The organism is Streptomyces sp. G-G2 (genome assembly GCF_030063135.1).
In the GTDB taxonomy this organism is placed as follows: Bacteria; Actinomycetota; Actinomycetes; order Streptomycetales; family Streptomycetaceae; genus Streptomyces.
The window spans coordinates 1-26312 of record NZ_JASISO010000043.1; the positions used below are offsets into that span (position 1 = coordinate 1).

Annotated in this window: 23 protein-coding genes; 16 read left to right on the top strand and 7 right to left on the bottom strand. The window is 74.3% G+C overall.

The window, feature by feature from the left end; all coding sequences use genetic code 11:
- The first annotated feature begins 566 nt into the window (after nt 1-566).
- The 5 genes from QMF80_RS28570 (at nt 567) to QMF80_RS28590 (ending at nt 7418) form a co-directional block, all read left to right on the top strand.
- Complete coding sequence (locus QMF80_RS28570) at nt 567-1784, top strand: helix-turn-helix domain-containing protein (protein ID WP_283458432.1); 1218 nt, start codon at nt 567-569, stop codon at nt 1782-1784.
- 96 nt (nt 1785-1880) lie between these two features.
- The gene (locus tag QMF80_RS28575; RefSeq protein ID WP_283458434.1) at nt 1881-2843 is read left to right on the top strand and encodes an aromatase/cyclase; all 963 of its coding nucleotides are present in this window, start codon (nt 1881-1883) and stop codon (nt 2841-2843) included.
- Between the two features lie 70 nt (nt 2844-2913).
- Nucleotides 2914-4341 carry a hypothetical protein gene (locus QMF80_RS28580; RefSeq protein WP_283458436.1) on the top strand — a complete coding sequence of 476 codons (1428 nt, stop codon included), beginning with the start codon at nt 2914-2916 and terminating at the stop codon, nt 4339-4341.
- On the top strand, nt 4338-5243 hold the full coding sequence (locus QMF80_RS28585) for a 4'-phosphopantetheinyl transferase family protein (RefSeq protein ID WP_283458437.1): 906 nt from the start codon (nt 4338-4340) through the stop codon (nt 5241-5243). The genes QMF80_RS28580 and QMF80_RS28585 overlap by 4 nt, the downstream gene beginning before the upstream one ends.
- A 144-nt stretch (nt 5244-5387) precedes the next feature.
- Complete coding sequence (locus QMF80_RS28590) at nt 5388-7418, top strand: condensation domain-containing protein (RefSeq protein WP_283458438.1); 2031 nt, start codon at nt 5388-5390, stop codon at nt 7416-7418.
- Between the two features lie 53 nt (nt 7419-7471).
- Here the strand turns inward: QMF80_RS28590 and QMF80_RS28595 are convergent, their stop codons facing one another.
- The 5 genes from QMF80_RS28595 to QMF80_RS28615 form a co-directional block, all read right to left on the bottom strand.
- Nucleotides 7472-9067 carry a class I adenylate-forming enzyme family protein gene (locus QMF80_RS28595; protein ID WP_283458439.1) on the bottom strand — a complete coding sequence of 532 codons (1596 nt, stop codon included), beginning with the start codon at nt 9065-9067 and terminating at the stop codon, nt 7472-7474.
- Nucleotides 9068-9325: 258 nt separating this feature from the next.
- Nucleotides 9326-10147 carry an AfsR/SARP family transcriptional regulator gene (locus tag QMF80_RS28600; RefSeq protein ID WP_283458440.1) on the bottom strand — a complete coding sequence of 274 codons (822 nt, stop codon included), beginning with the start codon at nt 10145-10147 and terminating at the stop codon, nt 9326-9328.
- A gap of 312 nt (nt 10148-10459) precedes the next feature.
- Nucleotides 10460-11380 carry a 4'-phosphopantetheinyl transferase family protein gene (locus QMF80_RS28605; RefSeq protein ID WP_283458441.1) on the bottom strand — a complete coding sequence of 307 codons (921 nt, stop codon included), beginning with the start codon at nt 11378-11380 and terminating at the stop codon, nt 10460-10462.
- Nucleotides 11377-12936 (bottom strand): beta-ketoacyl [acyl carrier protein] synthase domain-containing protein, encoded by a 1560-nt coding sequence (locus tag QMF80_RS28610; RefSeq protein WP_283458513.1) that lies wholly within the window; start codon nt 12934-12936, stop codon nt 11377-11379. The genes QMF80_RS28605 and QMF80_RS28610 overlap by 4 nt, the downstream gene beginning before the upstream one ends.
- Before the next feature lie 132 nt (nt 12937-13068).
- Nucleotides 13069-13818 (bottom strand): acyl carrier protein, encoded by a 750-nt coding sequence (locus QMF80_RS28615; protein WP_283458442.1) that lies wholly within the window; start codon nt 13816-13818, stop codon nt 13069-13071.
- A 181-nt stretch (nt 13819-13999) separates the two neighbouring features.
- Here QMF80_RS28615 and QMF80_RS28620 point away from each other — a divergent pair, with 181 nt between their 5' ends.
- A complete protein-coding gene (locus QMF80_RS28620; protein WP_283458443.1) occupies nt 14000-14128 on the top strand; it encodes a hypothetical protein in 129 nt (42 codons plus the stop codon).
- Nucleotides 14129-14242: 114 nt separating this feature from the next.
- Here the strand turns inward: QMF80_RS28620 and QMF80_RS28625 are convergent, their stop codons facing one another.
- A complete protein-coding gene (locus tag QMF80_RS28625) occupies nt 14243-14716 on the bottom strand; it encodes a DUF1772 domain-containing protein (protein ID WP_283458444.1) in 474 nt (157 codons plus the stop codon).
- Nucleotides 14717-14865: 149 nt separating this feature from the next.
- Here QMF80_RS28625 and QMF80_RS28630 point away from each other — a divergent pair, with 149 nt between their 5' ends.
- Complete coding sequence (locus QMF80_RS28630) at nt 14866-16095, top strand: FAD-dependent monooxygenase (RefSeq protein ID WP_283458445.1); 1230 nt, start codon at nt 14866-14868, stop codon at nt 16093-16095.
- Nucleotides 16096-16170: 75 nt separating this feature from the next.
- On the opposite strand, the gene QMF80_RS28635 is transcribed toward QMF80_RS28630, so the two are convergent.
- On the bottom strand, nt 16171-16728 hold the full coding sequence (locus tag QMF80_RS28635; protein WP_283458446.1) for a TetR/AcrR family transcriptional regulator: 558 nt from the start codon (nt 16726-16728) through the stop codon (nt 16171-16173).
- A gap of 171 nt (nt 16729-16899) precedes the next feature.
- Between QMF80_RS28635 and fabD the strand changes: the two genes are divergently transcribed.
- The 9 genes from fabD (at nt 16900) to QMF80_RS28680 (ending at nt 26298) form a co-directional block, all read left to right on the top strand.
- Nucleotides 16900-17871, top strand: a complete 972-nt coding sequence (gene fabD / locus QMF80_RS28640) for an ACP S-malonyltransferase (RefSeq protein ID WP_283458447.1) — start codon at nt 16900-16902, stop codon at nt 17869-17871.
- A gap of 71 nt (nt 17872-17942) precedes the next feature.
- Complete coding sequence (locus QMF80_RS28645) at nt 17943-18368, top strand: acyl carrier protein (RefSeq protein ID WP_283458448.1); 426 nt, start codon at nt 17943-17945, stop codon at nt 18366-18368.
- A 143-nt stretch (nt 18369-18511) separates the two neighbouring features.
- Nucleotides 18512-19279, top strand: coding sequence for an SDR family NAD(P)-dependent oxidoreductase (locus QMF80_RS28650; protein WP_283458449.1), 768 nt, complete (start codon nt 18512-18514; stop codon nt 19277-19279).
- Between the two features lie 40 nt (nt 19280-19319).
- A complete protein-coding gene (locus QMF80_RS28655) occupies nt 19320-19772 on the top strand; it encodes a hotdog family protein (protein WP_283458451.1) in 453 nt (150 codons plus the stop codon).
- A complete protein-coding gene (locus QMF80_RS28660) occupies nt 19769-21064 on the top strand; it encodes a beta-ketoacyl-[acyl-carrier-protein] synthase family protein (protein ID WP_283458453.1) in 1296 nt (431 codons plus the stop codon). The genes QMF80_RS28655 and QMF80_RS28660 overlap by 4 nt, the downstream gene beginning before the upstream one ends.
- Complete coding sequence (locus QMF80_RS28665; RefSeq protein ID WP_283458454.1) at nt 21061-21510, top strand: 3-hydroxyacyl-ACP dehydratase FabZ family protein; 450 nt, start codon at nt 21061-21063, stop codon at nt 21508-21510. Before QMF80_RS28660 ends, QMF80_RS28665 begins: the two co-directional genes overlap by 4 nt.
- Nucleotides 21507-22796, top strand: a complete 1290-nt coding sequence (locus QMF80_RS28670) for a beta-ketoacyl-[acyl-carrier-protein] synthase family protein (protein WP_283458457.1) — start codon at nt 21507-21509, stop codon at nt 22794-22796. The genes QMF80_RS28665 and QMF80_RS28670 overlap by 4 nt, the downstream gene beginning before the upstream one ends.
- A gap of 26 nt (nt 22797-22822) precedes the next feature.
- Nucleotides 22823-25186 carry a beta-ketoacyl-[acyl-carrier-protein] synthase family protein gene (locus QMF80_RS28675; RefSeq protein WP_283458458.1) on the top strand — a complete coding sequence of 788 codons (2364 nt, stop codon included), beginning with the start codon at nt 22823-22825 and terminating at the stop codon, nt 25184-25186.
- A gap of 2 nt (nt 25187-25188) precedes the next feature.
- On the top strand, nt 25189-26298 hold the full coding sequence (locus QMF80_RS28680; RefSeq protein ID WP_283458459.1) for a 3-oxoacyl-ACP synthase III family protein: 1110 nt from the start codon (nt 25189-25191) through the stop codon (nt 26296-26298).
- Nucleotides 26299-26312: the final 14 nt, after the last annotated feature.

Below are 26312 nucleotides of genomic sequence, written 5' to 3' on the forward strand. Positions count from 1 at the left end.
CTCGGGATGAGCGCCGGGTCGGATGGGGGCGGGGTCTTGGGATGAGGGCGGGGCTGGATGGGGTCGGGCCTCGGGATGAGCGCCGGGTCGGATGGGGGCGGGGTCTTGGGATGAGGGCGGGGCTGGATGGGGTCGGGGTCTTGGGGTTCGGGGGGGTGTTTTGGCCGGTCGGGGGTGGGGTGGGTCAGCGTTTGGGCCAGCCGATGTCCTCGTCCGACTGGACGTCCTGGGGCGGGTCTATGGGGTCGTCGCCGATGTGCGGGAAAGCAGCGGCCGGGCCGGCCGCTTGGCGTGCGCACACCGATGGCCTCATCATCGACCCCCAGGCGTCGGAGACAACAAGATCGGATGGGAAAAGGGCTGGTCCTGGCCGGGTGCGGGGCCGGGTTCTGGAGAGTCTGCCTCGATCCCCTGGAGGACCGCTCGAAGAGCGGACGACGTCCGCGTGAGACCCGCACGAGGAAAATCGCCCAACTCTGGCAAAGGTTTGCCCGCGTGTTGCCAGGCGTCCTACGCTCGGTGCGGTTCCCGGCGACTCTCCCGCCCCGCTCACCCCAGGGATGCTCATGCTGCGACAGCCCGCGTTCGGACACCGCCTCAAGAAGTTACGGATGGCCCGGGGCCTGTCCCAGACGGCGCTCGCCGGGGAGGGCATGTCCACCGGCTACCTCTCCCGCCTCGAGTCCGGCGCCCGCCAGCCCACCGAGCGGGCCGTGACCTACCTCGCCGGACGGCTCGGTCTGGAACCCGCCGACTTCGAGGAACCCGCGACCGGATCCCTGGCCCACGCGCTCACCCTCGCCGCGTCCACCGGTTCCAGCGACGCCATCGAGGAGCTGCGCCAGGCCCTGGCCGCCGAGGGCCACGAGAGTCCCGTACTGCGCTGGCAGGCGCTGTGGCTGCTCGCCCAGGCCGACCGCCTCCAGGGCGATCACGTCAGCGAACGCGACCGCCTGACCGCGCTCGTCGCGCTCGGCGACGAGGTCGGCGTCACCGAGCTGCGGGCGCGCGGCCTGACCCGGCTCGCCCGCTGCCTGCGCTCCCTCGGCGACATCACCCCCGCCCTCGACGCGGCCGTCGAGGCCCACCGCCTCGCGCTCGGCGAGAAACTCGGCGTGGAGGACCGGGCCACCGCGCTGCTGGCGCTCGTATCGGTACAGGCCGAGGCGGGCCGGATAGGCGAGGCCCGGGCGCACGCCGACGAGTTGACCGCGCTGGTGCAGGGACGTACGGACGCCTTGTGGGCGGAAGCCATGTGGACGGCCGCCGCCGTCCGGATGCGCCAGGGCGACCACCCCGGCGCGCAGGCCTGTCTTGAGGAGGCGCTCGAAGGGTTCAGCAGCCAGGAGGACCTGGTCCTGTGGCTGCGGCTGCGCCTCGCCGCCGCCCGGCTGCACCTCCAGCGACTGCCGGCCGACCCCGAGCAGGCCCAGCGCCGGGCCTCCGAGGCCGAGGCCGCGCTCGCCTTCGTCGGGACGCCCGCGCTGCGCCAGGAACTGACCGCGCTCAAGGCCGACCTCGCCTTCGCCACCTCCCGCTACGACGACGCGCGCGCCCTCCTCGGCGAACTGGCCGGTGACGCGCCGAGAATGACGTACCGCGACCAGGTCCGCCTGGAGATGCTGCGCCACCAGCTGCTGATCCTCAGCGGCGACCCGGCCGGGATCCAGGGGCTGCGCACCCTGGCCCAGCAGGCCCAGGAGGACGCCAACATCGACCTCGCCGCCGAGATCTGGCGGATGCTCGCCGACGCCCTGGCCGAGAGCGGCCGGTCGCCCGCCTGACGCCCGGGCGGAGCCGCCCGACGCCCGCGGGCTTGAGCGAAGTTCGAGCGGGGCCGTGCACCCTGGAGGGCACCCGTCGAGGCGAAAGGGGCATTCATGCCGTCGCAGCGTGTGCACGCGAGCGAGCGGACGGCGTGGGTGGCCGCCCCGGCCGGCGTGGTCTACGGGCTGCTCGCCGACGCCGTGCGCTGGCCCCTCCTGCTGCCCTCGCCCGTCCACGTCGAGCGGATGGACTTCGACGGCGTGCGCGAACGCCTGCGCCTGTGGGACGTGAGCGCCGACCGGGTCCGCTCCTTCCACGTGGGGCGCGTCCTGCGCCCGTACGACCGGTCCGTCGACTTCGAGCAGGAGGACACCGCCCGCCTGGGCGCGCCGGTGTCCGGCACCTGGACGGTCGAGCCGAAGGGCGACACGGAGTCGCTGGTGACCCTGACCCAGCGGCGCACCCTGGCGGGCCTGCCCGCCGCCGAGACCGAGCGCAGCCGCCGCGAGTGGCAGGACGAACTGGACGCGCAGCTCGCGCACCTCAAGGCGAGCGCCGAACGCTGGGACCGGATGGACCAGTTGCTGCTGTCCTTCGAGGACAGCGTGCACGTCCAGGGCTCCGCCGAGCTGGTCTACGACTTCCTCTACCGGATCGGTGACTGGAGCGAGTCCGTCCCGCACGTGGAGTGGTCCAGCGTCATCGAGGACGTGCCGGGCGTGCAGGTCGCGGTCGTGGACACCTGCGCCGAACCGGGCGGGGGCACGGTCAGCACCCGGTCGGTACGGCTGTGTTTCCCCTCGGCCGGGCGGATCGTCTACAAGGAGCTGGTGACCCCCGAGCTGATCGCCGCGCACAGCGGCGAATGGTCCCTGGTGCCGGACGAGGACGGGGTGCGGGTGGTCTGCGCGCAGCAGGTGATGCTGAGCGAGGAGGCCGTCGCACGGGTGTTGGGCGAGGGAACGAGCCTGGTCGAGGCCCGCCGGTACGTGCGGGCGTGGCTGGGGCGGGCGAGCGGCGAGGTGCTCGGCCTGGCCAAGTGGCACGCGCAGAGCGCCGTACGCAGGCTGCGGTGACCTACCGATGACGGACACCGCGAGGACTACCAGTACGACGAGGACTACCAGTACGACGGGGAGCGATTCGATGGTGTCCACACGGTCCGCCGGTCCGGTGCGGAAAGACGAACTCACCGTCGCGGAGGCCGGACCGCCCCGGCGGAGCCGGCACTTCGCGCTCGCGCACCCCTACGCCGCCCTCGCGCCCACCGTCGACGTGGCGCTGCGCGCGGTCCGGCTGGAGGCGCTGCTCTCCGACCCGTACGACGCGGCCAATCCGTACGGGTACGCCTGCCACGCGCCGGGAGCGGACCGTACGGGCACCGCGGCGCAGCGCACCTCCGTGGAGGCCGCCGTGCTCGGCGAGTTCGTGCCCGCCGCGCGGGGCGGCCGGTTCACCTCGGCCGACGACCTCGTGCGCGTGCTGCGCCCGCTGTTGCGCCGTGACCTGGCCCTTGGACACGCCCACGGCGCGCGGGCGCTGCTCGCCGCCCAGGAGCGGGCGGAGCCGGTGCCCGACCGGGTGGGGGAGTTCGCCGCGCTGCTCGGCCCGGCCGCGCTGATCGCCGCCGCCGGCACGGTGCTGCGCGGCGCGGTGCGCACGGTCGCCGAGCGGGGCCGCACCGATCCCGGGGTCCGGCAGTGGCGGGGCCCGCTGGCCGCCGCCTTCGCCGATCTGCTCGCCTGCGAGGCCCTGGTGGCGGTGGGCCTGCGGGCGACCGCCCTGCCGCAGGGGGGCGGGCGGGCGGTGCGCGCGGCCGTCGGCTACGCGGTCCCGATAGTGGTGGGCGGCGTACTGGACGAGCTGGACCTGGTCCTGACCGAATGCGGGCGCTCCGCCGACGGGCCCGAGCGGCGGATGCTGGCCAAGCTGGTCGCGGACCTGCCGGGGGCCGGGTGCGGGCCGGCCGACGTGGGGGCGTACCAGAGTGACCTGGTGCGTGAACTGCCCTCGCTGGCCCGTGCGTTCGAGCGGCGCTCGGACACCACGGGGGCCGTGCTGCTGCGGCTCGGCGACGCCATGCCCGCCCGGAGCGTGCCTCCGGCGCCGGAGGGCGACGACACCCTCGTGGGGGTGCTCACCGGCGCGGCCGCGCGGCTCTCCACCGCGGTCGCGGGCGGCGAGGCGGTGACGGCGGCGCTGGCCCGGGCCGCCGGTCGGCTGGTCAGCGAGCAGCGCGCGCTGCACGGGCCGTGCCTGGCCGCCGCGCACGCGGGACGCGCCGATCCGGCCGTACGGGCGCTGGCCGACCGCCAGTCGATGCTGCTGCTCGCGGCCGCCGTGCTGGGGGTCCAGGGCGCCGCCGCCGGGCGGGGCCTGTTCCTCGGCGGTGAACACTGGTCGCTGCTCGTGCTCACCCGGATCGCCGGGCGCCTCGGCATCGGGCCGGGCGGCCCGGGCGGCCCTGGCGGACCCGCCGACATCGAGGCGCGCCAGCGGGTGTGGGCCGAACTGGACGGCCGCGACCGGCTCGGCGTCGACTGCGACCTCTACGCGACCCGGGTGCTGTGGTGAACGCGCGGCAGGCGGGGGCCCTCGGCCCCGGGCCCGCGCCCCTGGCGGTGGCCGGACCCGACGGGCCGTGGGACGAGCTGGACGACCGGCTCGACGACCAGGGCCGGGCGGTGGTGTGGACGACCTGGGGCCAGTGGCTGACGGCCGCACTGCTCGACCCGGGGCTGCGGCCGCTGCTCGGGCCCGACTGGCCGCGCTACCGGCAAGGGCCCACCGCGGCCGGGCGGATGCGGTTCGCCGTGTCGCGGCTGGTCATGAAGTACACCGCGGCGAACGCCCTGAACGTCCCCGTGGACACCCTGGACCTGGGCTACCGGCCCGGCGGGCGGCCGGTGCTGCGCGGGCTCGGCGCCGAGCTGGAGGTGAGCCTCGCGCACACCGACGAGCTGATCGTGGTCGGGGTGAGCCGGACCGGCCCGATCGGGGTGGACGCGGAACCCGCGGGGCGGGAGATCTCCTTCGAGCTGCTGCGGGAGCACGTGTGCACCCCCGCCGAGGACGCGGCGCTGGCCGCGCTCCCGGCGGAGGAGCGCCGGGGCCGGCTGCTGCGGATGTGGACGCTGAAGGAGGCGTACACGAAGGCGCTCGGGCACGGGATGCGGCGGAGTTTCTCGGGCTTCGGGTTCGCGTTCGGGCCGGGCCCGGGCGGGGTCACCACGGCGCAGGGGGCGGCCCGGCTCGTGGCCGCCGACGCGCCGGACGGCGTACCGGCCGACGAGGGGGCCGGTGAGTGGAGCTTCGCCACGCACCTCGTCCAGGACCGCTATCTCGTCAGTGAGGCCCACCGGCGGGTACGGGTGCCGGAGACCGCCGTGATGGACGGCGGTTCGCGGAGCGCTGCAGCCCCACTTGAGGAAAGGGACCCGCGGCCGCTCGGGCTACTACGCTTTCTGGACCGGTAACCTCCGGCCGGGGCCAAGGGAAGGCGTACGCCGTGAAGGCAAGGGAACTCGCCGCAGCGCGGCCCGTACGGGCCGCGCACCATTCGTGCCCGCCGCCGATGCCGCGCCGTGTCCGGGCCTAGGGGGCCCGGGCCGGTTCTTGTCGTGGTGCGCGGGGCGGGGCGGCGGCGCCCGGCCGGGTCCGCGCTCGTACTCGGGCTCCGGGGGCTGCGCGACGACGCGGACGCCGAGCTGTTCGCGACGCGGATCGCCGGGCGCCACCGGCACCTCCGGTTCGCCCTGGAGTGCCACGGGGCGGGACGCCACACCCTGCGGCTGACCGCGGCCGACGCGGAACCGGGCGGCTCCGGCGAGGGCGCCGGGGCGGTGCTGGACGCCGAACTGCTCGCCGACCTGCTCGGCCCGCACCCCGGGGCGGGGGAACCGCTGACCCTCGCCGGATACCAGCGCGACCTGCTGTGGGAGGCGGTCACCCGCCAGGGCGGTCACGACCGGCATATCGAGCAGATCCACTGGAACTGGGCGGGTCCGCTGGAGCGGGCCCGTTTCGGCGCGGCCTGGCAGTCGGTGGCCGAGCGCGAGTCGGTGCTGCGGGCCGCCTTCGACTGGACGGCGCTGGCCCGGCTCGTCCTGCACCCCCGCGCCGACGTCGACATCGCGCACCGCACGCGCGCGCAGACCGGCTGGCCCGAACTCCTCGCGGCGGACCGGCTGCACAGCTTCGCCCTCGACCGGCCGCCGCTGCTGCGGCTCACCCTGCTGGAGGGGCGGCCCGGGGAGCCCGTACGGATCCTGCTGACCTACCACCGGGCCCTGCTCGACGAGCACGGGGTGCACCTGCTGCTGCGCGAGTTCTACCGCGCCTACCTGGCGGGCGGGGCACTGCCCGGCGGGGAGCGCCGCCCCGACCTGCGCGACCACGCCCGCTGGCTGGCCCGGCAGAGCGCCGAGGGGGCGCGGGAGCTGTGGACCCGGACCGGACCGCCGCGCCGCGCCGCGACCGCGGTGGGCCGCCGGGGCGCCGACACCCGCCAGAGCGGCTCGGGGCGGCTGCGCAGGCTGCTGGTCGAGCCCTACAGCTCCGGGCTGCGGTCCTGGGCGGCGGCGCGGGGGGCCGGGGAGAGCAGCGCCCTGCACGTGGCGTGGGCGCTGCTGCTCTACCGGGCGGCGGGGGCCGAGGGGCCGCTGCGGGTGAGCTTCGGGGTGCAGTTGGGCGCGCGGGACATCGCGCTGCCCGGGGCCGCGGGGATCCCCGGGGTGCTCGGGCACCCGTTACCGATGACCGTGCGGGTGGATCCGGCGGCGCCGCTCGCCGAGCTGCTCCAGCAGGTGCGGGACGCGCTGCTGGACCTGGCGGCGTACCCGTGGGTGTCCGGCGACCGGGTCCGGGCGTGGATCGGGCGCGGTGCCGACGAGCGGCTCACCGACAGCGTGGTGTCCTTCGACCACCGGCCGGAACTGCCGCCGGGGGTACGGGCGGAGCTCCTCGCGCAGGGGATCCTGGTCGACGAACCGCGGACGGCGAGCGCCGGGACCGGCCTGCCGATCACGCTGAACGCGCGGCACGAGAGCGGGGGGGCGCTGGCGCTCAGCGCCGTCTACGACCGGGCGAGCCTGGCCGACGAGGACGCGTCGGCGGCGCTCGGGCAGTGCGTGAGCCTGCTGCGGGAGCTGGCCCGGATGCCGGATCCGGGGACGACGGTGGGTCAGGCGCTGGCCCTGCTCGCGCACGCGCGGGCCCCCTCGATGGCCCCGCACCTGCCGCCGGCGCACCAGGTCGGCGTGCGCGTCCTGCGGGTGGGTGGGGCCTCGGCCGACGTGATCTGCCTGGTCGGCGTACCGGGGGTGGCGGCGGGGGCGTACGAGCTGTTCGCGCGGCGGCACCGGGGGCCGGAGACGGTGGTCGCGCTCCGGGTTCCCGGGCCGCCGGGGCCGCCGGACGCGGTGGCGGCGGTGCCGCCGGAGCTGGCCGGGCTGCTCGTTCCCGGGCGGCGGCTGCTGCTGTGCGGCTGCGGCCCGGGCGCGGGCGCGGCGCACGCGCTGGCGCGGGCCCTGGCCCGGGACCCGGGGCGGGACCAGGCGGTGACGCTGGTGATGACGGGCGTCGCGGACCCGGAGTCGACGGCCGCGGCCCTGGCGCAGGCCCTGTCCCCGGTCCCGGCCCCGAGCCTCTAGGCGGGCCGGGCCGGGCCGGGTTGGGGTCGGGGGCCGGGGCCGGGGCGTGGGGGTCAGGCGGTGGATTCGGCTGCCGACAGGGCGTGGAGGCGGGTGCGGACGCGGTGGCGGGCCGGGGTGCCCGCGGGAGTGCGGGGGATGGTGTCCAGGGCTTCGAGGCGGCGGATCCGTTCGCCGGGGGAGAGACGGGCGTTGGCCGCCTCCGCGATGGAGTCCAGGGTGTCGAGCAGGCCGAGCGGGCCGCGCCCGGGGACGCCGGGGCGCAGCACGATCCCGGCCCAGACCAGGGCCCCGCGCGCCGGGTCCGGCCAGTCGGCGACCACGCACTCCGCCACCCTGGGGTCCTCGCCGATGACCCGCTCGATCAGCGAAGGCGCGATCAGGACGTCGTCGCAGGTGAAGACGGACCCGAGCCGGTCGACGACGTACAGGCCGCCGTCCTCGTCGAGGTAGCCCACGTCACCGGTGGACAGCCAGCCGCCCGCTCCGCAGCCCACGGTCAGCTGCGGCCCCCGGATCTCCAGCTCGCCCGTCGACCACACCGCCACCGGCTGCCGCCCGGCGGGCGTGACCACCCGGCACTCGGTACCCGGCAGCGGTACGCCGACCGCGCCCAGGTCGGGCCGGGAGCCGGGCACTTGGTGGTGGGACAGGGTGCACAGTTCGCCCAGGCCGTACCCCTGGAGCACGGGCGCGCCCAGTACGTCGCGCAGCCGCCGCGCGGTGGCGGGCTCCAGCGGGGTGCCGCCGGACAGCACCGCGCGCAGCTGCGGGCCGGGCAGGTCGGGGTGGCCGGGTGCGAAACGCCGGTCGGCGGCCAGGCGGCCGAGCCTGCTCGCGAGCCCGTAGTAGTGACCCGCCCCCACCCGGCCCGCGAGCGCGATCCCGGCCCAGGGCGCCGGATCCTCGCACAGCACCTGCCAGGCGCCCGCGTGGACGGCCGCGTTGAGGTGGGCGGGGTGGTAGAGCGGCAGGTGGTTCACGGTGACCGAACCGGCGCCCAGGTCCTGGGCGATGGAGGTCTGCGCGGCGCTCGCGATGAGGTTGCGGTGGCTGAAACGCACCGCGCGCAGCCCGGTCCCGGTGGATCCGGGCGCGGCGAGGGCGTGCGGGGTGAACTGGATGCAGGCCACGGCGTCCACGTCGACCGGCGGCTCGGCCCGGAACGGGGTGTCCGCCACGCCCGCCAGCGCGGTGGACAGCGCCAGCGCCGAGCCCGGGGTCACCTCGCCGACGGCGTCCGTCACCACGATCACGCGCAGCCGCGGCAGCTGGTCCTCCAGCTTGACGAGGAGTTCGGCCAGCGCGGTGGGCACGAAGGCGATCTCGGCCCCGGCGGTGGTGAGGACCTCGTGCAGCGCGGCCGGCCCGGTCGACGGGTCGATCAGGGCCAGCAGATGGCCGCTGCGGACCGTTCCGTAGTAGACGGCGGGGAAGACGGCGTCCAGGCTCGCGGCCGCCGCGACCACCGCGCCGGGCCCGGACGCGATCCGCTGGACGCAGCGCGCGATCCGGTCGGCCTCCCGGTCGAGCGCGGCGAAGGTGAGCGTGGCCCGGCCGGTGGTGACGGCCGGTGCGTCGCCCCCGCGCGCCGCTGCCCGCCGGGGCAGGTCGTCGAGCGGGTTCTCCAAGTACCTCAGGATGGGCACGTGCGACCTCCTTGCTCCGAAGGCTCCGTGCGCCCCGAGCGTCCCGAAGGACGCTCCATGCGGCGGGCCGGTGATGACCCATCACTGTGCGCGCGGTGGCTGGAACGGAGCTGGAGAGGTCTTCGCGAGGTGCTGGAGGCCGCCCCGGGCGTCGTACGGAGGCACCGGACGGGCCGGTGTCCGTACGCTCCCGGGGTGGGCCGCCGGGCCGCCCGCTTGCCACTGGCCGGATCGGCCGGATCAGGCGGATCAGGCGGATCAGGCGGCGAAGAGGTCGAACGTCGAGGTGTGGCGGGGTCCCGCGAAGACGTCGAGCTGCGGGTCCACGGACAGCATCGCCTGGTGCAGGCGCTGGAGTTGCGGCGAGGGCTCCACGCCCAGGTCCTCGATCAGCCGCATGCGCAGCCTGCGGTACACCTCCAGTGCCGAGGCCTGACGGCCCGAGCGGTAGAGCGCCACCATCACCTGGGAGTGCAGTCCCTCGTGCTGGGGGTGGCGCGCGGTCAGTTCGGTCAGTTCGGCGATGAGCTCGGCGTGCCGTCCGAGGCGCAGGTCGGCGTCGATGCGGCGTTCCACCGTCACCAGCCTGCTCTCCTCCAGGCGCATCACCTCGATGTCGAGGATCGGCCCGACGCGTACGTCGACCAGGGCCGGTCCGCGCCACAGGTCCAGCGCGGCCTTGAAGCGGGCCGCCGAGACCAGGCTGTCGCCCGATTCGAAGGCGCTCTGGCCCTCGCGGACCAGGCGGTCGTAGTCGTGTACGTCGACGGACTCCTCCGGGATCTGCAGGAGGTAGCCGCCGTGCCGGGTGGCCAGTACCTCCTTGGCCCCGCCGGGCGCGTCGGGCCCCATCGCGGTGCCGAGACGTCTGCGTAACTGGAGGATGTACGTCTGCAGGGTGGTCAGCGCGCTCTGCGGCGGCTGGGTCCCCCAGATCTCCTCCATGAGAGTGGGGACCGGCATGACGCGCCCCGGATAGAGCGCGAGCAGCGACAGCACCTGCCGTGGTTTACCCGCGGTCGGAACGATGGATCCCCCGTTGACCTCGGCACTCAACGGACCCAGAACCTGAATCCTCACGGTCTCCTCCGTACTCGTCGAGTTCCTTGTCTTTCCCGTCCGGTAGGCAGAAATCCGCCCCCGCTCCAGGCACGCTAGCGGGGGCCACTGGTTTTTCTCAATTTCCTGTAGCGGTCCTTGAGCGCCTTTCCATGACGCTCAATCATTACGGTGTGATCCAGCCTTCTCGCAGGTCAGGGCGGGCTGGATATCGCTGTGCACACAGATCCGGACACACCGCGGGGGAAAATGATGATGGATATAGATCAACTATCCGGTACGCGAGAGCACCCGCGAATGTTTCCAAATTATCGGTAAAGGATTCGAGGGGTGTCACGCGAGAACGGACGCCGGGATTCCACCGACCGGCTTCGGCAGCGGAAAAGTCTGCGGGTCCGAACGGCTCCAGGGGAAGCCGTGGTTCAGTTGGATCACCGCGTCCTGGCCGGGGTCGGCGGGCACCGCGACGGCGACCAGCACCCCCGGGACCGGCTCCAGCTCGATGAACCACCACGGGCGGGCCGTGTCGTCCTCGGGCGGGACGAAGGCGTGCACCCCGCGCTCGTCGTCCATCGTGAACACGAAGCTGTCGAAGGGCAGTCCGAGACCCAGACCGCGGGCCTTGGAGTACGCCTCCTTGAGCGTCCACACGCGCAGCGCGCGGCGGTCGCGGTCGCGCCCCGGCGGCAGCGCGTCCACCCAGGCGCGCTCCTCGGGCGCGAAGGTGCGCACGATGGTGGTGATGGCCTGGTCGTCGCGGTCGTCCATCCGCTCCACGTCCACGCCGATGCGCTGCTGGCGCACGATGCCGAGCAGGTTGTAGCCGCCCGCGTGGGAGAGGTTGAAGTCCAGCTGGGCGCCGCCGCGCGGCATGGCGTCGGGGGAGGGCCGCAGGAACGGGCGTCCGCGCGCGGAGCGCCAGATGACCAGCTCGGCCTCGGACAGGCCCGCCTCCAGGGAGAGGGCGCGGCGCACCAGGGTGTGGGCGATGAGGTACTGGCTGCGGTCCCGCTCGAAGAGGAACTTCCCGGCGGTCTTGTGCTCGTGGGCGTCGAGCCAGTGCCCGGCCAGCAGGCCCGCGAGGGCCGGGTTCACGTCCTCGTTGGGGCACAGCCACAGGGTGACCGCCTCGGCGGTGGGGCCTTGGGCGGCGGCCGCCTCGACCAGCTGCTGGCGGTTGGTGCCCGTGCCCGTGGCCGGCCCCTTGCCGGTGCCGGTGGGCGTGCTGGTGGCCGTGACCGGGTCCGCGCTCACCCGAGGGCTCCGGGCTCGGAACGGGCGGGGCGCGGCGGGCTGTCGCACCACAGGGGGCGGGGGCGCGGGACGGTCGTCGGCAGTTCTACGACGGGACGCGGGCCGGGGACCGTTGGCGGTGCGGAGGCGGACGCGGACGCGGAGGCCGACGCGGGGGCCGACGCCGGGGCCGGGGCCGACCGGTCGGGGACGAGGACGTCCACCCCGGCCAGCCACAGGCGGGTCAGCTGTTCGAGCCGCCCGCCGCGCCAGAGGGCGTCGATGTAGGCGCGGGTCTCGTCGAGCGCGCCGAGCAGCAGGGGGTCGCGTTCGGCGGCGCGCAGGTCGGCGGTGCGGACGAGGGGGACGGGGGCTCCGGGTGGCGCGGTCGGGCGGGCCGGTGCCGCGAAGGCGGCCAGGGCGCTCGCGAGGGCGGGGACGTCGGAGGCGACGACCGCCAGGCGGCAGCTCATCGCGGCCCGGCCGGCACGGAGTTCGCCCGCCACCGCGTCCAGGTCGCAGGCCGCGCCCCGGGCCGCGCCGGCCGGTGCGGTCAGCCAGCGGGCCAGCCGGGCGGCGGTGGCGCTCAGGTGGGCGGGGGTGGGCGCGGAGAGCAGCACCAGGCGGGGACCGGGCGCCGGTTCGGCGCGGCCGTCGGGCTGGGGGGCACTCCGCGGGGCCTCTTCGAGGAGGACCGTCGCCTGGGGCGCACCCTCGTCGTGTACGCCGACCAGCGCGCGGCGGGGGGTTGGTGCGGCGGGCCAGGCGGTGGGCTGGGCCCGGCCGCCGCCGTCCGGGGCCGCCGGTGCGGGGAGCAGGGTGGCGTGGCGCAGCTGGAGCACGGCCCGGGTCAGCGCGGCCGCGCCGGTCGCGGGGCCCGCCCGGCCGACGGAGGCCGCCACGCTCCGGGCGTCCTCCGCCAGGGCCACGGCCGGGGCGGGGACCCGGGCGGCGGCCAGGGCGTGCTGGGTGAGGCGTTCGCGCAGCGGGGCGTGGGGGCCGCGGCCGGGGTGGCCGACGGCGCTGGAGAGGAGGACGGCGTGCACGTGGTCGCCGTCGGCCCGGGCGGCGGCCAGCGGCTTGAGCAGGACGGCCGCGACGCCCTCGCCGTCGCCGGGGCGGGCGGGGTCGAGGCGGAGTTCGGCGGTGCCGACGAGGGCGGCCGCGCACTCTCCCGCGCGCAGGGCGGCGAGGGCGTGGTGCAGGGCGGTGAGGAAGGAGGAGGGGCCGGTGTCGACGTTCTGGCTGGGGCCGCGCAGGTCCAGCAGCCGGGACAGCCGCCCGGCCGGGTCGCCCTGCGGGCCGCGGCCGCCGGTGAGCACGGCGTAGTCGCGAGAGGTGACGGCGAGGTAGACGCCGACGCTGCGGCCGGTCGCGTCGAGGCGGGCCCCGGCGTGCCCGGCGCTCTCCAGGGCCTGCCAGGCGCTGTGCAGCAGCAGCCGCTCCTGCGGGTCGAGCAGGGCGGCGGTGCGGTCGTCGAGGCCGAAGAGGTCGGGGTCGAAGCCGTCGATGTCGTCGAGGTAGTGGCCGTCGCCGGTCGCCTCCGGCGAGGATGCGCCGCCGACGTGCCCCGGGATCCCCCCGGCGGGGCGGGGATGGCCGTCAGTAAGGCCACCGCGCGGCGGCGCTCCAGGGTGCCGCTCTTGAACCGCGTCAGGATTTCCCGGTCTTCCATCTCCTGGCGTGCCTTTCGTCTCAGGCGGGGGGTGTCAGCGTGCGGCCAGCAGGGCGGCGGCTTCGTCGATGCTGAGTACGTCGTCCCGTACGGCGTCGAGCAGCGCTTCGAGGTCCAGCCCGGGGCCCTGGGTGACGGGACGGACCGGCGCGGCGGGCGGCGGGGTGGGGGCCGGGGCCGCCGCCGGGGCGCCCGTGACGCGGCCGGTGATGTACGCCGCCATCGCCGCGAGGTCGGGGTGCTCGTACAGCAGGGCGGTCTGCTCGGTCAGGTCCCAGGTCTGGTTGATGCCCGCGACGAACTCCGCGGCCAGGATCGAGTCCAGGCCCATACTGGTGAACGGCGTACCGGGGTCGATGTCCTCGGGCGCGCACCGCAGGATGCGCGCGAGCTGGGCCCGCAGGGCCGTGACGAGATCGCCGTGGTCGGCCGCCACCGTGACCGCGGCCGGGTGCCGCACGGGACGCAGCGGGGACCAGCTGGTCATCGGAGCCGCGGCGGAAGCCGCCGGGGCCGGGGCCGACGGAGCGTGCAGGCGGCTCGCGAGGTGCCGGGCCAGCGCCGCCGGAGTCGGGTGCTCGTACAGCGCGTCGGCCGGAAGCCGGATGCCGTAGCGGGCGCCGAGCGCGCCGAGGAACTGGGCGCCGAGCAGGGAGTCGAGCCCCATGAAGGTGAACGGGCGCTCGGCGTCCACCACATGCACCTCGACGCCGGTCATCCCCGCGAGCACCGCGGTGAGTTCGGCGAGTACATCGGCGGCCGGTGTGTGCGGGGCTGTGGTCATGATGGGCGTCTCCCCGTGTCGGATCCCGGTCCCACGGTACTTTTCCGGAATTTCCTGGAGGGGCCCTGGAATTCCGCTGGGGCGGGAGAAATGGGCCTTGACGCGGAGTGGCCGGGCTGGTGAATCTCAAGAAGGTATTCGAGGTATTCGTGACTGGTCCGCGTCTGAAGGAGACACCATCGTGGCGAGCAAGAAGAAGAACGTGACCGGTTCCGAGACGGACGTCCTGCCCGGCGCCGCCGTCGAGAGCACCGAGGGCATGGAGGACATCTCCGACGCGGACGTCCTCGGCAACATCGCACTCCAGTAGGACCCGGTCGGATCCAGCAGGACCAGCAAGGCCAGCAGGACCCCGTAGGACCCAGCAGTGACGGCGAAGGGGCCCCACCCGGCGGTGGGGCCCCTTCGCCGTCGCGCGCGGGCCTCAGGTGGTCGAGAGGACCACGCACATCGCGCCGAGGGCCACCGCCTGGAGCAGCACCCGTACGTTGATGACGCTGTCCCAGGTGCGCTGCAGGCCGCGCGCGTCGGGGGCGACCTTGCACTCCAGGGCCGCGCTGGTGAGGGCCTTGTTCACCGGCACGCTCACCTTGTTGTAGATGGCCAGCCAGATGACCAGGGCCACCGCCGCGACACCGGCGGCGACGGACGGTACGGGCTTGCCGTCGAAGCCCGCCACCGCGGCGGTGCCCACCGTGGAGACCAGGCCGAACACACCGGGGAAGACCATCCGGGCGTCCCCGAAGCGGTGGGTCTGGCCCATGACGCTGGTCAGGGTCGCGTCGTCCACGTGGGCGAGCGCGGGGCGCTGGACGAGTGCGCCGAAGACGTCGGTGCCGTAGACCACCGCGTTGGCCATGGTGGCTATCACGGCCAGCGTTTGCAGGAGGACTTCCATCACAACCACCTTCGTAGCGACGCTAGATGTTCTGCTGAGACTATCAAGTTCGATGCTTGGAATGCTAGCGTTGACAACTCCACTAGTACGCCAGGGAGTTCACGCCCGGTCCCGGACCGGCCCGGGCAGCCACGAGGAGAGCACACAAGATGGCCATAGGACATGCCCGTCGCATACTCATCGCCGGCGGAGGGATCGGCGGCCTCGCCGCGGCCCTCGCCCTCCAGCAGCGCGGCTTCGAACCCCTCGTCCTGGAGCGGGCCGAGGAACTGCGCGACGGCGGAGCCGGTCTGCACATCTGGACCAACGGGGTCCTCGCGCTGGACTACCTCGGCGTCGCCGAGCAGGTCCTGGAGATCGCCCCCGCGCAGGAGACCGCCCACTTCAGTACCTGGCGCGGCGAGGTGCTCGGCGCCTGGCCCGTGGGTGACTTCGTCGGCCGCTACGGCGCGCCCACCATCGCCGTCGAACGGTCCGTCCTGCACGGCATCCTGCGCGACGCCCTGGAGGGTGACGTCGTGCGCACCGGTGCCCACGTGGTCGGCTTCGACCAGGACCGCGAGGGGGTCACCGTCCGCTTCGCCGACGGCACCACCGAGCGCGGCGACCTGCTGATCGGCGCGGACGGGATCCACGGAGCCGTCCGGGACGCCATGTTCGGCCCCGCGCAGAACCGCTACAGCGGCTACATCGCCTGGCGCGGCCGGGCCCAGATGGAGCACGCCGACATCCCCCCGGGCACCTTCAACGCCATGTTCGGCCCGGGCACCCGCTTCACCTACTACGACGTCGCCCCCGGCCTCGTCCACTGGATGAGCGTGGCCAACGGCGCCCCCGGCGGGCGCGACCTGCCCGGTGTGCGGGACATGCTGCTGCGCCGCCACGCGGGCTGGGGCGGGCCGGTCGCCGACATCCTCAAGGCCACTCCGCAGGAGTGGATCCTGCGCGGCGACGTCGAGGGCCGCAAGCCCGAACGTCAGTGGGGCCAGGGCCGGGTCACCCTCCTAGGGGACGCCGCCCACCCCATCACCTTCAACATCGGACAGGGCGCCTGCCAGGCCCTGGAGGACGCCCTCGTGCTGGCCGAGCACCTCGCCGGAGCGGGCAGCGACCCGGTCTCGGCGCTGCGCCGCTACGAGAGCGAGCGGCGCGAACGTACCGCTCCGCTCCAGAACATCGCCTGGCGGATCGGCCAGATGGGCTCCGTCCGCAACCCGCTGCTGATCAAGGCGCGGGAGGCGTTCATGCGCAAGAACTGGAACACCAAGGCCTTCGCCGCCGCCGAGAAGGGCCAGGTCGCCTACGGATCCCGCTGGGCCAAGCAGACCGGCAAGCACCGCCGCCCCGCCCCGGCTCCCGCCCCGGCCGCCGCTGAGTAGTCGGCCAGGCGTACGACGTACGAGGGTGTACGACGTAGCACGCACCCGGGCCCGGGTGGGCGGCCGCGCGCCGCGTCACCCGGGCAGGGCGCCCTCCAGGGGCAGTCGCGTCCACATCGGGTGCCCCGCCGGGAAGCCCATGCAGACCAGTACGTTGACCAGCATCCCGTAGGCCATGAAGGTGGTCGGGCCGCCCGTGTCCGGGCCCAGCGCCCGCTCGACCGTCGCCCACACCGCCAGCCACTCCGCCCGCACCGCCTCCCCGAAAGCGGGGTCGCCCGCCGCCTCGGCGGCCGCCACCGCGACGTACACCTGCATCTGCATCCGCAGCCGCTCCGGCTCCTTGACGATGACCCGGGTGTAGGCGTGCGACATCGCGCGCAGCGCCTCCTCGCCGCTCAGGCCCGCCGCGGCCGAGGCCAACAGGGCGCCGGTGTCGGCGACGCAGCGGGTCGCCACCGCGAGGAAGAGCGCCCGCTTCCCGGGGAACAGCCGGAACAGGTAGGGCTGGGACACCCCCGCCCGCCGGGCGATGCTCTCGGTCGAGGTGCCGTCGTAGCCTCCCCGGGCGAATTCCGGCAGCGCCGCCCGGATAACGCTCGTACGCCGCTCCTGTGCGCTCATCCTCACCATGTCCGCCAGTTTGTGGCGGCGTACTTTTCCCGTCAATGGCGGCTCCCTCGGCGGCAGTCGAGGCAAATTCGAGGAATGCGCCAGAACGCAGTGCCAGATTCACAGAGTCGAAAACCGGTCGCCGACGGCTCGATGACCTATCGGCCACAAGTCAGTGAGGTAGGAACGGGGATGATCGACAACCTATTCACGATGTTTCCCGGACAGGGCTCGCAGCGCGCGGGCATGGCGGGACATCTCCTTCGCGAACACCCCCGCACGGCCGGACGCGTCCTGGCCCGGGCAGAGGAGGCCACGGGGCTTGCGCTGACCGAGCTGTGCACCACGGCACCCGAGGAAGCACTCGCGCCCACCGAGATCGCCCAGCCCGCCATCGTCGCCACCAGCCTCGCCGCGTACGAGGTCCTGCGCGCCGGTACCGGCTTCGTACCGGGCGCGGTCGCCGGGCACAGCCTCGGCGAGTACACGGCGCTGATCGCCGCCGGGGTGCTGGACGCCGACGACGCGCTGCGCCTGGTGCGGATCCGGGGCCAGCTCATGGCCGGTGTCTCGCGGAAGGTCTCCGGAGCGATGACCGCGCTGATGGGGCTCGACCCCGCGCGCATCGAGGAGATCTGCGCGGCCGCCACCACGCTCGGGGTGGTCGAGGTGGCCAACTACAACGAGGCGGGCCAGACGGTGATCTCCGGGCAGAGCGCGGCGGTCGCCGAGGCGGCCCGGCTCGCCCTGGAGGCGGGCGCCGACCGCGCCGTGCAGCTCAAGGTCTCCGCCCCTTTCCACTGTTCCCTGATGAGCGCCATCGAGGACGAGTTCGCCGCCGCGCTGGAACGGGTCACCTTCCACGCGCCCCGGGTGCCCGTCATCAGCTCGGTGACCGCCACCGTCGTACGCGACGGGGCGCACGCCCGTGACCTGCTGCGCCGTCAGCTGGCCGGACCCGTGCGCTGGGTCGGCGTCCTGCGGACGGCGTCCACGCTCGGCGTGGGCGGCTATCTGGAGGCCGGCCCCGGCCGGGTGCTCAGCGGCTTCGCGGGGCGCGTCGCGCCCGACGCGGTGGTCCGCAGCACCAACGACGCGCGCCGCGTCGCCACCCTGATCCGCGACCTGAGTCCGGAGCCCGCCACCGCGGCGGCCGCTGCCTGAACCTCCGGCCCGACCCGCTCCTCCCGACGTCCCTTCCCGCTCTTGACCACCCTCTTGAAAGGCAGCCCACGGTGCCCGAAACCCTTGCCACCACTTCGACCGACTACCTCTCCGCGGTCCAGGCCGCCATCGCCGACGCGCTCGGCATCGACGAGGCCGAGGCCGTGCCCGAGGCGACCCTGCTGGGACAGCTGGGCGCCGAGTCGATCGACCTGCTCGACATCCTCTTCCGCGTGGAGCGCGCCACCAAGGTGAAGATCACCGTGGCCGACATCGCCAACCTGCTCCAGGGCGGCATCCCGGACGAGGAGTTCGGCGACGAGAACGAGGTCGTCAACGACACCGGCCTCACCCACCTGGAGAAGGTCCTGCCCCAGTTCAACCGCAGCCAGCTCAGCGAACCGCTGACGGCCGAGGGCGTACTGGGCCTGTTCACCGTCCAGAACCTGACCGACCTGCTGACCGAGCGCGCCCACGCGGCGGCCGCCGCCGCCTGACCGGTCCGACCGGCCCGGCCGGTCCGACCGGACGACGGATCCCCGCCGGGGGACTCCGGGCCAACGGCGCCCCGGAGTCCCCCGGCGCTCCCTCACCTCCAGACCACCAGGCCGCCCGCCTCGGCAGAAACGGGAAGAGACAGATGAAGCTGAAGGACCGCAAAGCCCTGGTCACCGGTGCCTCGCGCGGCATCGGGCGGGCCATCGCCCTGGCCCTGGCCGAACAGGGGGCGGCCGTCGCGGTCAACTACCGCTCGCGCCGTGAGGACGCCCTGGCGGTGGTCAAGGAGATCGAGGCGGCGGGCGGCCGGGCCGTGGCGATCGGCGCCGACGTCGCCGACCCCGCGGAGGCGGCCCGGCTGGTCGCCGAGGCCACCGGCGAGCTGGGCGGCCTGGACATCCTGGTCAACAACGCGGGCATCAGCGACGACGGGCTGATCTACCAGTCGGCCCCGGACGCCTGGTGGAACGTCATGAAGGTCAACTTCGGCGGCGCCTACCACTGCACGCACGCCGTCAGCGAGCACTTCATGACGACGGGCAACGCCACCATCGTCAACATCTCCTCCGCCATGGGCGAGACCGGCTGGATCGGCCAGTCCAACTACTCCGCCTCCAAGGGCGCGCTGAACTCCTTCACCCGCGCCGCCGCCATCGAGTTCGCCCGCTTCGGCGTGCGGGTCAACGCGGTCCTGGCGGGCTTCACCCCGACCGAACTGGTGGACGAGGTGATGCAGAAGGACGGAGGCAAGTCGATCAAGCGGCAGATCCCGCTCCGCCGCTTCGCCACCGTCGAGGAGGTCGCCGCGGCCGCCGTGTTCCTGGCGGGCCCCGACTCCGGCTACACCACCGGCGAACTGCTCCGCGTCGACGGCGGGTTCGCCGCCCAGCTCGGCATCGGCCGTCCGTGACGGACCGCGAGGACCGAAAGGACCGGAAGAAGAGACGACGATGCGATTCCATCTGATCGACAGGATCGAATCCTGGACTCCCCGCGAGCACATCACCGCTCGCAAGGTCACCTCCGTCGACGAGGACTACTGGCAGGACACCGACGGCGGCCCCGCGCTGCCCTTCGGGCTCGCCCTGGAAGCCCTGTGCCAGTCGGCCACCTGGCTGATCATGCTCAGCACCGACCACACGCTGCGCGCCGCGCTGCTCGCCGTGGGCGACGCCACCGCGACCCGCGCGGTACGGCCCGGTGAGGTGCTCCGCATGGAGGCAAGGATCGAATCGATGACCGACGAGGCCGCGATCCTCGACGGCACGGTCACCGTGGACGGCGAGACCGTCCTGGAAGCGAGCGGCATTCTGTGCGCGCTCATCGACGCCGAGCGGCTCGACGACCCGGCGAACACGGCGCGCATGGCGCGACAGCTACAGGGCGGAGGGCCGGTGGGATGAGCGATACGAACCAGATCAAGCGTGTGGCCATCACGGGAATCGGGGCGGTCACCCCCCTCGGCAACGACGCCGGGACCACCTGGGAAGGCCTGGCCACCGGGCGCAGCGGCGTCGGCGCGCTGACCACCTTCGACGCCACCGGCTTCCCGGTACGCATCGCCGCCGAGGTCAAGGACTTCGACGCGGCCAAGGCGATCCCGGCGCACGTGGGCCGCAAGCACCTCTCGCGGGTCGGCCAGTTCGGCGTCGCCGCCGCCTGGGAGGCGGTCCGCGACGCGGGCATCGACCAGGTCTCCGAAGAGGTGTACCCGGCCGACGAGCGCGGGGTCGCCATGGGCGCCAGCGTCGGCCGACCCGAACTCCAGGCCCTGCTCGACATCGGTCACCTGCGGGCCACCAGTGGGCAGCCGGACGCCTTCATCTGCCAGCCCCCGGCCGTCACCCTGACCGACGACCAGAACGTCCCGCTCGCGGCGATGGCCCGGATGGTCGGCGGCACCGGCCCGATGATGGGCATCAGCACCGCCTGCGCCGGATCCGGGCACGCCATCGGGGAGGCGTACCGCGCCATCCAGGAGGGCGACGCCAAGATGATGGTGGCGGGCGGCTACGACTCGCTGACCACCTGGCTCGACCTGCTCGGCTTCAGCCTGCTGGGCGCGCTCACCGACCGCTACAACGACGACCCGACGCACGCCTCGCGGCCCTTCGCCGCGGACCGCTCCGGCTTCGTCATCGGCGAGGGGGCCGTCGCCGTGATCCTGGAGGACATGGACAGCGCCCGCGAGCGCGGCGCCACCGTCCTCGCCGAGGTCCTCGGCTACGGCTCCAGCCTCAACGCCTGGCGGATCACCGACTCCCCGCCCGACGGCTCCGGAGCCATCCAGGCGATGGAGGGCGCCCTCGCCGAATCGGGCCTGGGCACCGGCGGGATCGACTACGTCGTCGCCCACGGCACCAGCACCCACGGCAACGACCAGTCCGAGACGGTCGCCATCAAGAAGGTGTTCGGCGCCGACGCGCAGAAGATCGTGGTCAGCGCCCCCAAGTCGATGTCCGGCCACCTGACCTCGGCCAGCCTGGGCCTGGGCGTCCTCGCCGCGGTCAACGCGATGCGGCACTCCCTGGTGCCGCCCACCGTGAACCTGGACGAGCCCGACCGCGGCCTCGACCTGGACTACGTACCGCACACCGCGCGCCCGATGCCGGTCAACGCGGCCCTGATCAACGCCTTCGCCTTCGGCGGCAGCAACACCGCCATCGTCATCGGCGCCCCGCGGGAGGACGCGTGAGCACCTCGCTCTCCACCCCCTCGCTCTCCACCCCTTCGCCCGGCGCCGTCGTCCCCGCCGTCCAGGGCTTCGACCGGATCGAGGAACTCGTTCCGGGCGAACGGGGCGTCGGCGTCCGCAACGTCCCCGCCACGCTGCCCGCCTTCGACCACCACTTCCCGCGCCACCCGATCCTGCCGGGCGTCCTGCTCCTGGAATCCATGGCCACCCTGGGCAAGGCGGTGGCCGGGAGCGAACGCGGCTGGCGGCTGGCGGGCGTACGCGGGGTCCGTTTCAAGCACTTCGTCGGACCCGGCGACCAGGTGCGGATCACCGTCGAGGTGATCGGCCGCACCGAGCACAGCACCGATGTCAGGGCCACCGCCGAGGTCGAGGGCCGTGTGGTCGCCGCCGCTCGCGTCCTCACCCTCGTGAGCGCCGAGAAGCCCTGGGAGGGCACAGCATGAGCGACAACAGGCGGCGCGTGATGGTGACCGGCATCGGCCTGATGACCGCGATCGGCCAGGGCGCCGCACAGACCTGGGAGGCCCTGCTGGAGGGCCGCAGCGGCATCGGCCCGCTGCGCGCCTACGACCCGGCCCCGCTGCGCACCGGCATCGGCGCCGAGATCCCCGACTTCCAGCCCACCGAATGGGCCAGCCGCCGCACCCTGCGGATGCTGTGCCGCGGCGACCAGCTCGCCCTGGCCGGTGCCACCCTGGCGCTGCGGGACGCGGGCCTCGACGGCGAGAAGGACCTCGGCCACCGGGCCGGCCTCTTCCTGGGCAGCAACAAGGAAATGCCGCGCATGGACGAACTCATCGCCCAGCTCCAGGCCATCCGTGCCGAGGACGGCACCCCCGACCTCCACAAGCTGGGCCAGGAAGCCTCCTCGGTCGTCGCCCCCCTCTTCTTCGTCGAGGGGCTCCAGCCCGCCGCCGGGTTCCACATCTCCGAGAAGTACGGGATCCGCGGCGCCAACGCCTACTTCGCCGGGACCGCCGACTCCGGCGCCATGGCCGTCGGACGCGCGATGCGCACCGTACGCCGCGGCGAGGCCGACATCGTGGTCGCGGGCGGCTACGACGACGCCACCGGCTGGTGGGCCATGTCCAAGATGGACGGCCTCGGCGTCCTCACCACCCGCCCCGAACTCGGCGACGCGGCCTTCCGGCCCTTCGACCGCGACCGCTCCGGCTCCGTCTTCGGCGAGGGCGCCGCCCTGCTCGTCCTGGAGGAGCGCGAACACGCGCTCGCCCGGGGCGCCCACTGCTACGCCGAGGTCACCGGCTTCGGCGCTGGCAACGACTGCGTACGACCGCCCAGCCCGCAGGCCCGCGCACGCGGCCTGACCCGGGCCATCGGCCGCGCCCTCACCGACGCGGACGGCTACTTCCCCGACGGCAGCTACATCGCCGCGCACGGCTGCGCCACCGTCCAGGGCGACGCCAGCGAGACCATCGCCCTGCACGACGCGCTCGGTACCTCGGCCAAGGCGGCCCAGATCAGCAGCGTCAAGCCGCAGACCGGGCACCTGGTCGGCGGCGCCGGGGCGCTGAACGCGGCCGTGGCCGCACTGGCCCTTGACTCGGGGATCATCCCCGCGACCCGGAACCTGGACAATCCCGCCGCCGAGTGTGACCTGGACTTCGTCCCGCTCACCCCGCGCGACACCCGGCCCGACAGCGCACTCGCCCTCGCCCGCGGCCTGGAAGGCCAGGCGGTGGCGGTGGCGCTGAGGCGGGTCTCATGACACGCACACCCGAAAGGAGCGCGGACATGACGGACGACGTGTACGACCACACCACCCCGCCGGACGGCACGGGCCGGACCCGGACCGTGGTGATCTGCGGCGTCGGCGCTATGACCGCCCAGGGCGACGGCGCCGAGGCCCTCTGGGAGGGCATCCGCACCGGCCACACGGCCATCGGCCCGGTCCGCGGCATGTCGATGGAGGGCTACGACACCGAGCTCGGCGGCGAGGTCTCCACCGACCGCCGCCCCGCCTACGACTACCTGGCCGCCTTCGGCGGTCAGGTCCGTGAACCCGCCGCCGACTTCGCGCTGCTCGCGGCGGAGGAGGCCATGGCACAGGCGGGGCTCTCCGGGCTGCCCGCCGACCGCTGGGGCGTCGCCTTCGGCTCCTGCAACGGCGGCCTGCGCAGCGCCGAACTGCTCGCCCGAAGAGCGGCCGACGGCGCCGCCCCCGAGGACGACGGACGGCACTACCTGCTGGTCCCGCCGCAGGCCATAGCCGAGGCGCTCAGCGGCGCCTTCGGCCTCAAGGGTCCCTCCCTGTCGGTGAACACGGCCTGCGCCTCCGGCGCCCACGCCATCGCGCACGCCACCGAGGCGATCAGCGCGGGCCGCGCCGACGCCATGCTGGTCGGCGGCTCCGACGCCTTCACCGAGACCGCGTTCGCCGGTTTCACCAGCCTGCAGTCCCTGTCCACCAAGCCCGCCGCGCCCTACTCCAGGGACCGTGACGGCCTCTCCCTCGGTGAGGGCGCGGGCATGCTCGTCCTCGCCGAGGAGTCCGTGGCGCGCGCGGCCGGCGCCCCGATCCTCGCCGAGGTGCTGGGCTACGGGCTCTCCGCCGACGGCTACCACGCCACCGCCCCGCACCCCAAGGGCGAGGGCGCGGCCCGCGCGATCCGCGGCGCCCTGGAGTCGGCGGGCATCGCCCCCGAGGACGTCGCCTACATCAACGGGCACGGCACCGGCACCCCGAAGAACGACTCCGCCGAGTCCAACGCGGTCCGCGCCGCCTTCGGCGAGGCCGCCGAGAAGACCGCGCTCAGCAGCTCCAAGTCGATGATCGGGCACCTGCTCGGCGCGGCCGGAGCCGTCGAGGCGATCGTCACCGTCAAGGCGCTGGTCGAGCAGATCGCCCCGCCCACCGCCAACTTCACCGGGGTCGACCCCAAGTGCGGTCTGGACGCGGTGCCCGACGCCGGGCGCTCGCTGGCCATGAACGCCGCGCTGTCCAACAACTTCGCCTTCGCCGGGGCCAACGCCTGCGTCGCCTTCGGCTGGCCGTCCGGCCACCGCTTCACCGTTCCGGCCCCGCCCGCCGCCGAGAAGGTCGTGATCACCGGCTTCGCCGCGATCACCTCGGCCGGTGACGGCGCGGACGCGCTGTGGCAGGCGTGGAGCGCGGGCCGCCCGCTGGGCGTGGACGAGGACGGACTGAGCGTCGCCCGGGCCGAGTTCGACCCGCACGCGCACATCGAACCCCGGGTCGCCCGCCGGATGGACCGGCTCGGCCAGCTCGCCGTGGCCTCCTGCAAGGGAGCCCTGGAGCACGCGGGGCTGACCGCCGACGAGCGCGTCGGGGTGGTCCTGGGCACCGGGCTCGGCCCGATGCGCAGCATCGAGGAGTTCCTGCTCCCGGTGCTGGGCGGCTGCCCCTCCCACGGCAGCCCGGCCGTCTTCCCCAATACGGTCTTCAACGCGGCGGCGGGCCAGGTCGCCATGAACGTCGGCGCCAAGGGCCCGACCTCCACCGTGACCACCGGGCACGCGGCCGGGGCCTCCGCCCTGACCGTGGCCCACGACCTGCTGCTCCAGCACCGCGCCGACGCGGTGCTGTGCCCGGCGGTCGAGGACCTCTCGCCGGGCGTCCTGGACGCCTACCGCCAGTTGCCGCTGTTCGCCGGATCCGGGTACACCCTGGCCGAGGCGGGCATCGCGCTGGTGCTGGAGCGGGAGTCCACCGCCCGGGCCCGCGGCGCGAAGGTGCTGGCCGAGTTCGCCGGACACGGCACCGCCTCGGACGCCCAGGGCATCGGCCGCTGGGACGCCGAGGGCGAGGGTGTGGAGCGGGCGATGCGCGAGGCGCTGGCCCACGCCGGGGTGGAGCCCGGCGAGCTGGCCGGGATCTGGGCCAACGCGGCCGGACTCGACCGGGCCGACCGCCCCGAGAGCCTGGCCACCGCCCGGCTGGCCGAGGCGGCCGAGCTGCCCGTGCACAGCCCCAAGCGGATCCTGGGCGAGCCGGTCGGCGCGGGCGCGCAGCTGGCGGCCCTGCTCGCCGTCACCGGCTGGGACAACGGCCTGGACAGCGGGCCGGTGCTCATCAACAGCTCCTCACTCGGCGGCACCCACATCAGCCTCGTCCTGCGTCCCGCAACGGAGAACTGACCATGGCAGCCAGTACCGACCGCCACGTATCGATCCTCGCCACCGGCGCCCACCTGCCCGGCGAACCCCTCGACAACGACGCCCTGGCCAAGGTCTGCGGACCGCTGCCCGACGACGTCCTGGAGGGCATCCAGGTCGAGCGCAGACACTGGCTGATCGACCCGGCCACCGGCGCCCACACCACCTCCACCTCCGCCATGGCCACCGCGGCCGCCCGCCAGGCCCTGGAGCGGGCGGGCATGGAGGCGTCCGAGGTCGAGCTGATCGTGATGTCCACGGCCAGCCCCGACTACCTGCTGCCGGTCGCGGCGACCTACGTCCAGGAGCAGCTCGGCCTGGAGAGCTGCGCCGTCATCGAGGTCCGCGCGGGCTGCGTGGGCGCCGTACAGGCCCTGGACATCGCCCGCCGCCAGCTCGCCGACGGCACCTACAGGACCGCCCTGGTCATCGGCTCGGAGGCGGTGTCCCCGCTGCTCGCGCCGATCTTCCTCGGCAAGGACCCGTACAAGGTCCGGATGCGCGACCGGCTCACCGTCTACACCTTCGGCGACGGCGCCGGGGCGATGGTGCTGCGGGCCGGTGAGGAGGGCTCCGCGCACGAGGGCAGCCGCCAGGTCTTCGCCACGCGGTCCATGGGCGGGGCGCGCAAGCCCGGCATGCTGATCACCGGCGGCGGGACCGACGCACCCCTGGCCGAACAGCAGCAGCGCAAGCGGCTGATGGACATCAGCCTGGACATCCCCGGCACCGCGAAGTTCGGGCCGCGGGTCTTCGTCGAGGGCATCCACGACATGCTGCGCCGCTCGGGCCTCGCGCTCGCCGACATCAACGCGTGCGTGCTGCCCGAGGGCAACGCCGAGTACTTCGCCAGCGAGTACGGCACCGCCGGGCTCTCCGCGGCGGACCAGGCGACCCTGAGCAAGAACATCGTGGAGAACCTCACCGATGTCGGCGCCACCGGATCCGCCGCGGTGCCGCTCGCCCTGGACGCGGGCTGGACCGACGGCCGGATCCAGCCGGGGGACACCGTCCTGCTGCTCGCGATCGAGGCCAGCCGCTACCTGTACGCCGGGCTCACCCTGACCTGGGACGCCCCGACTCCCGCCAAGTGACGACGTAAGGATGG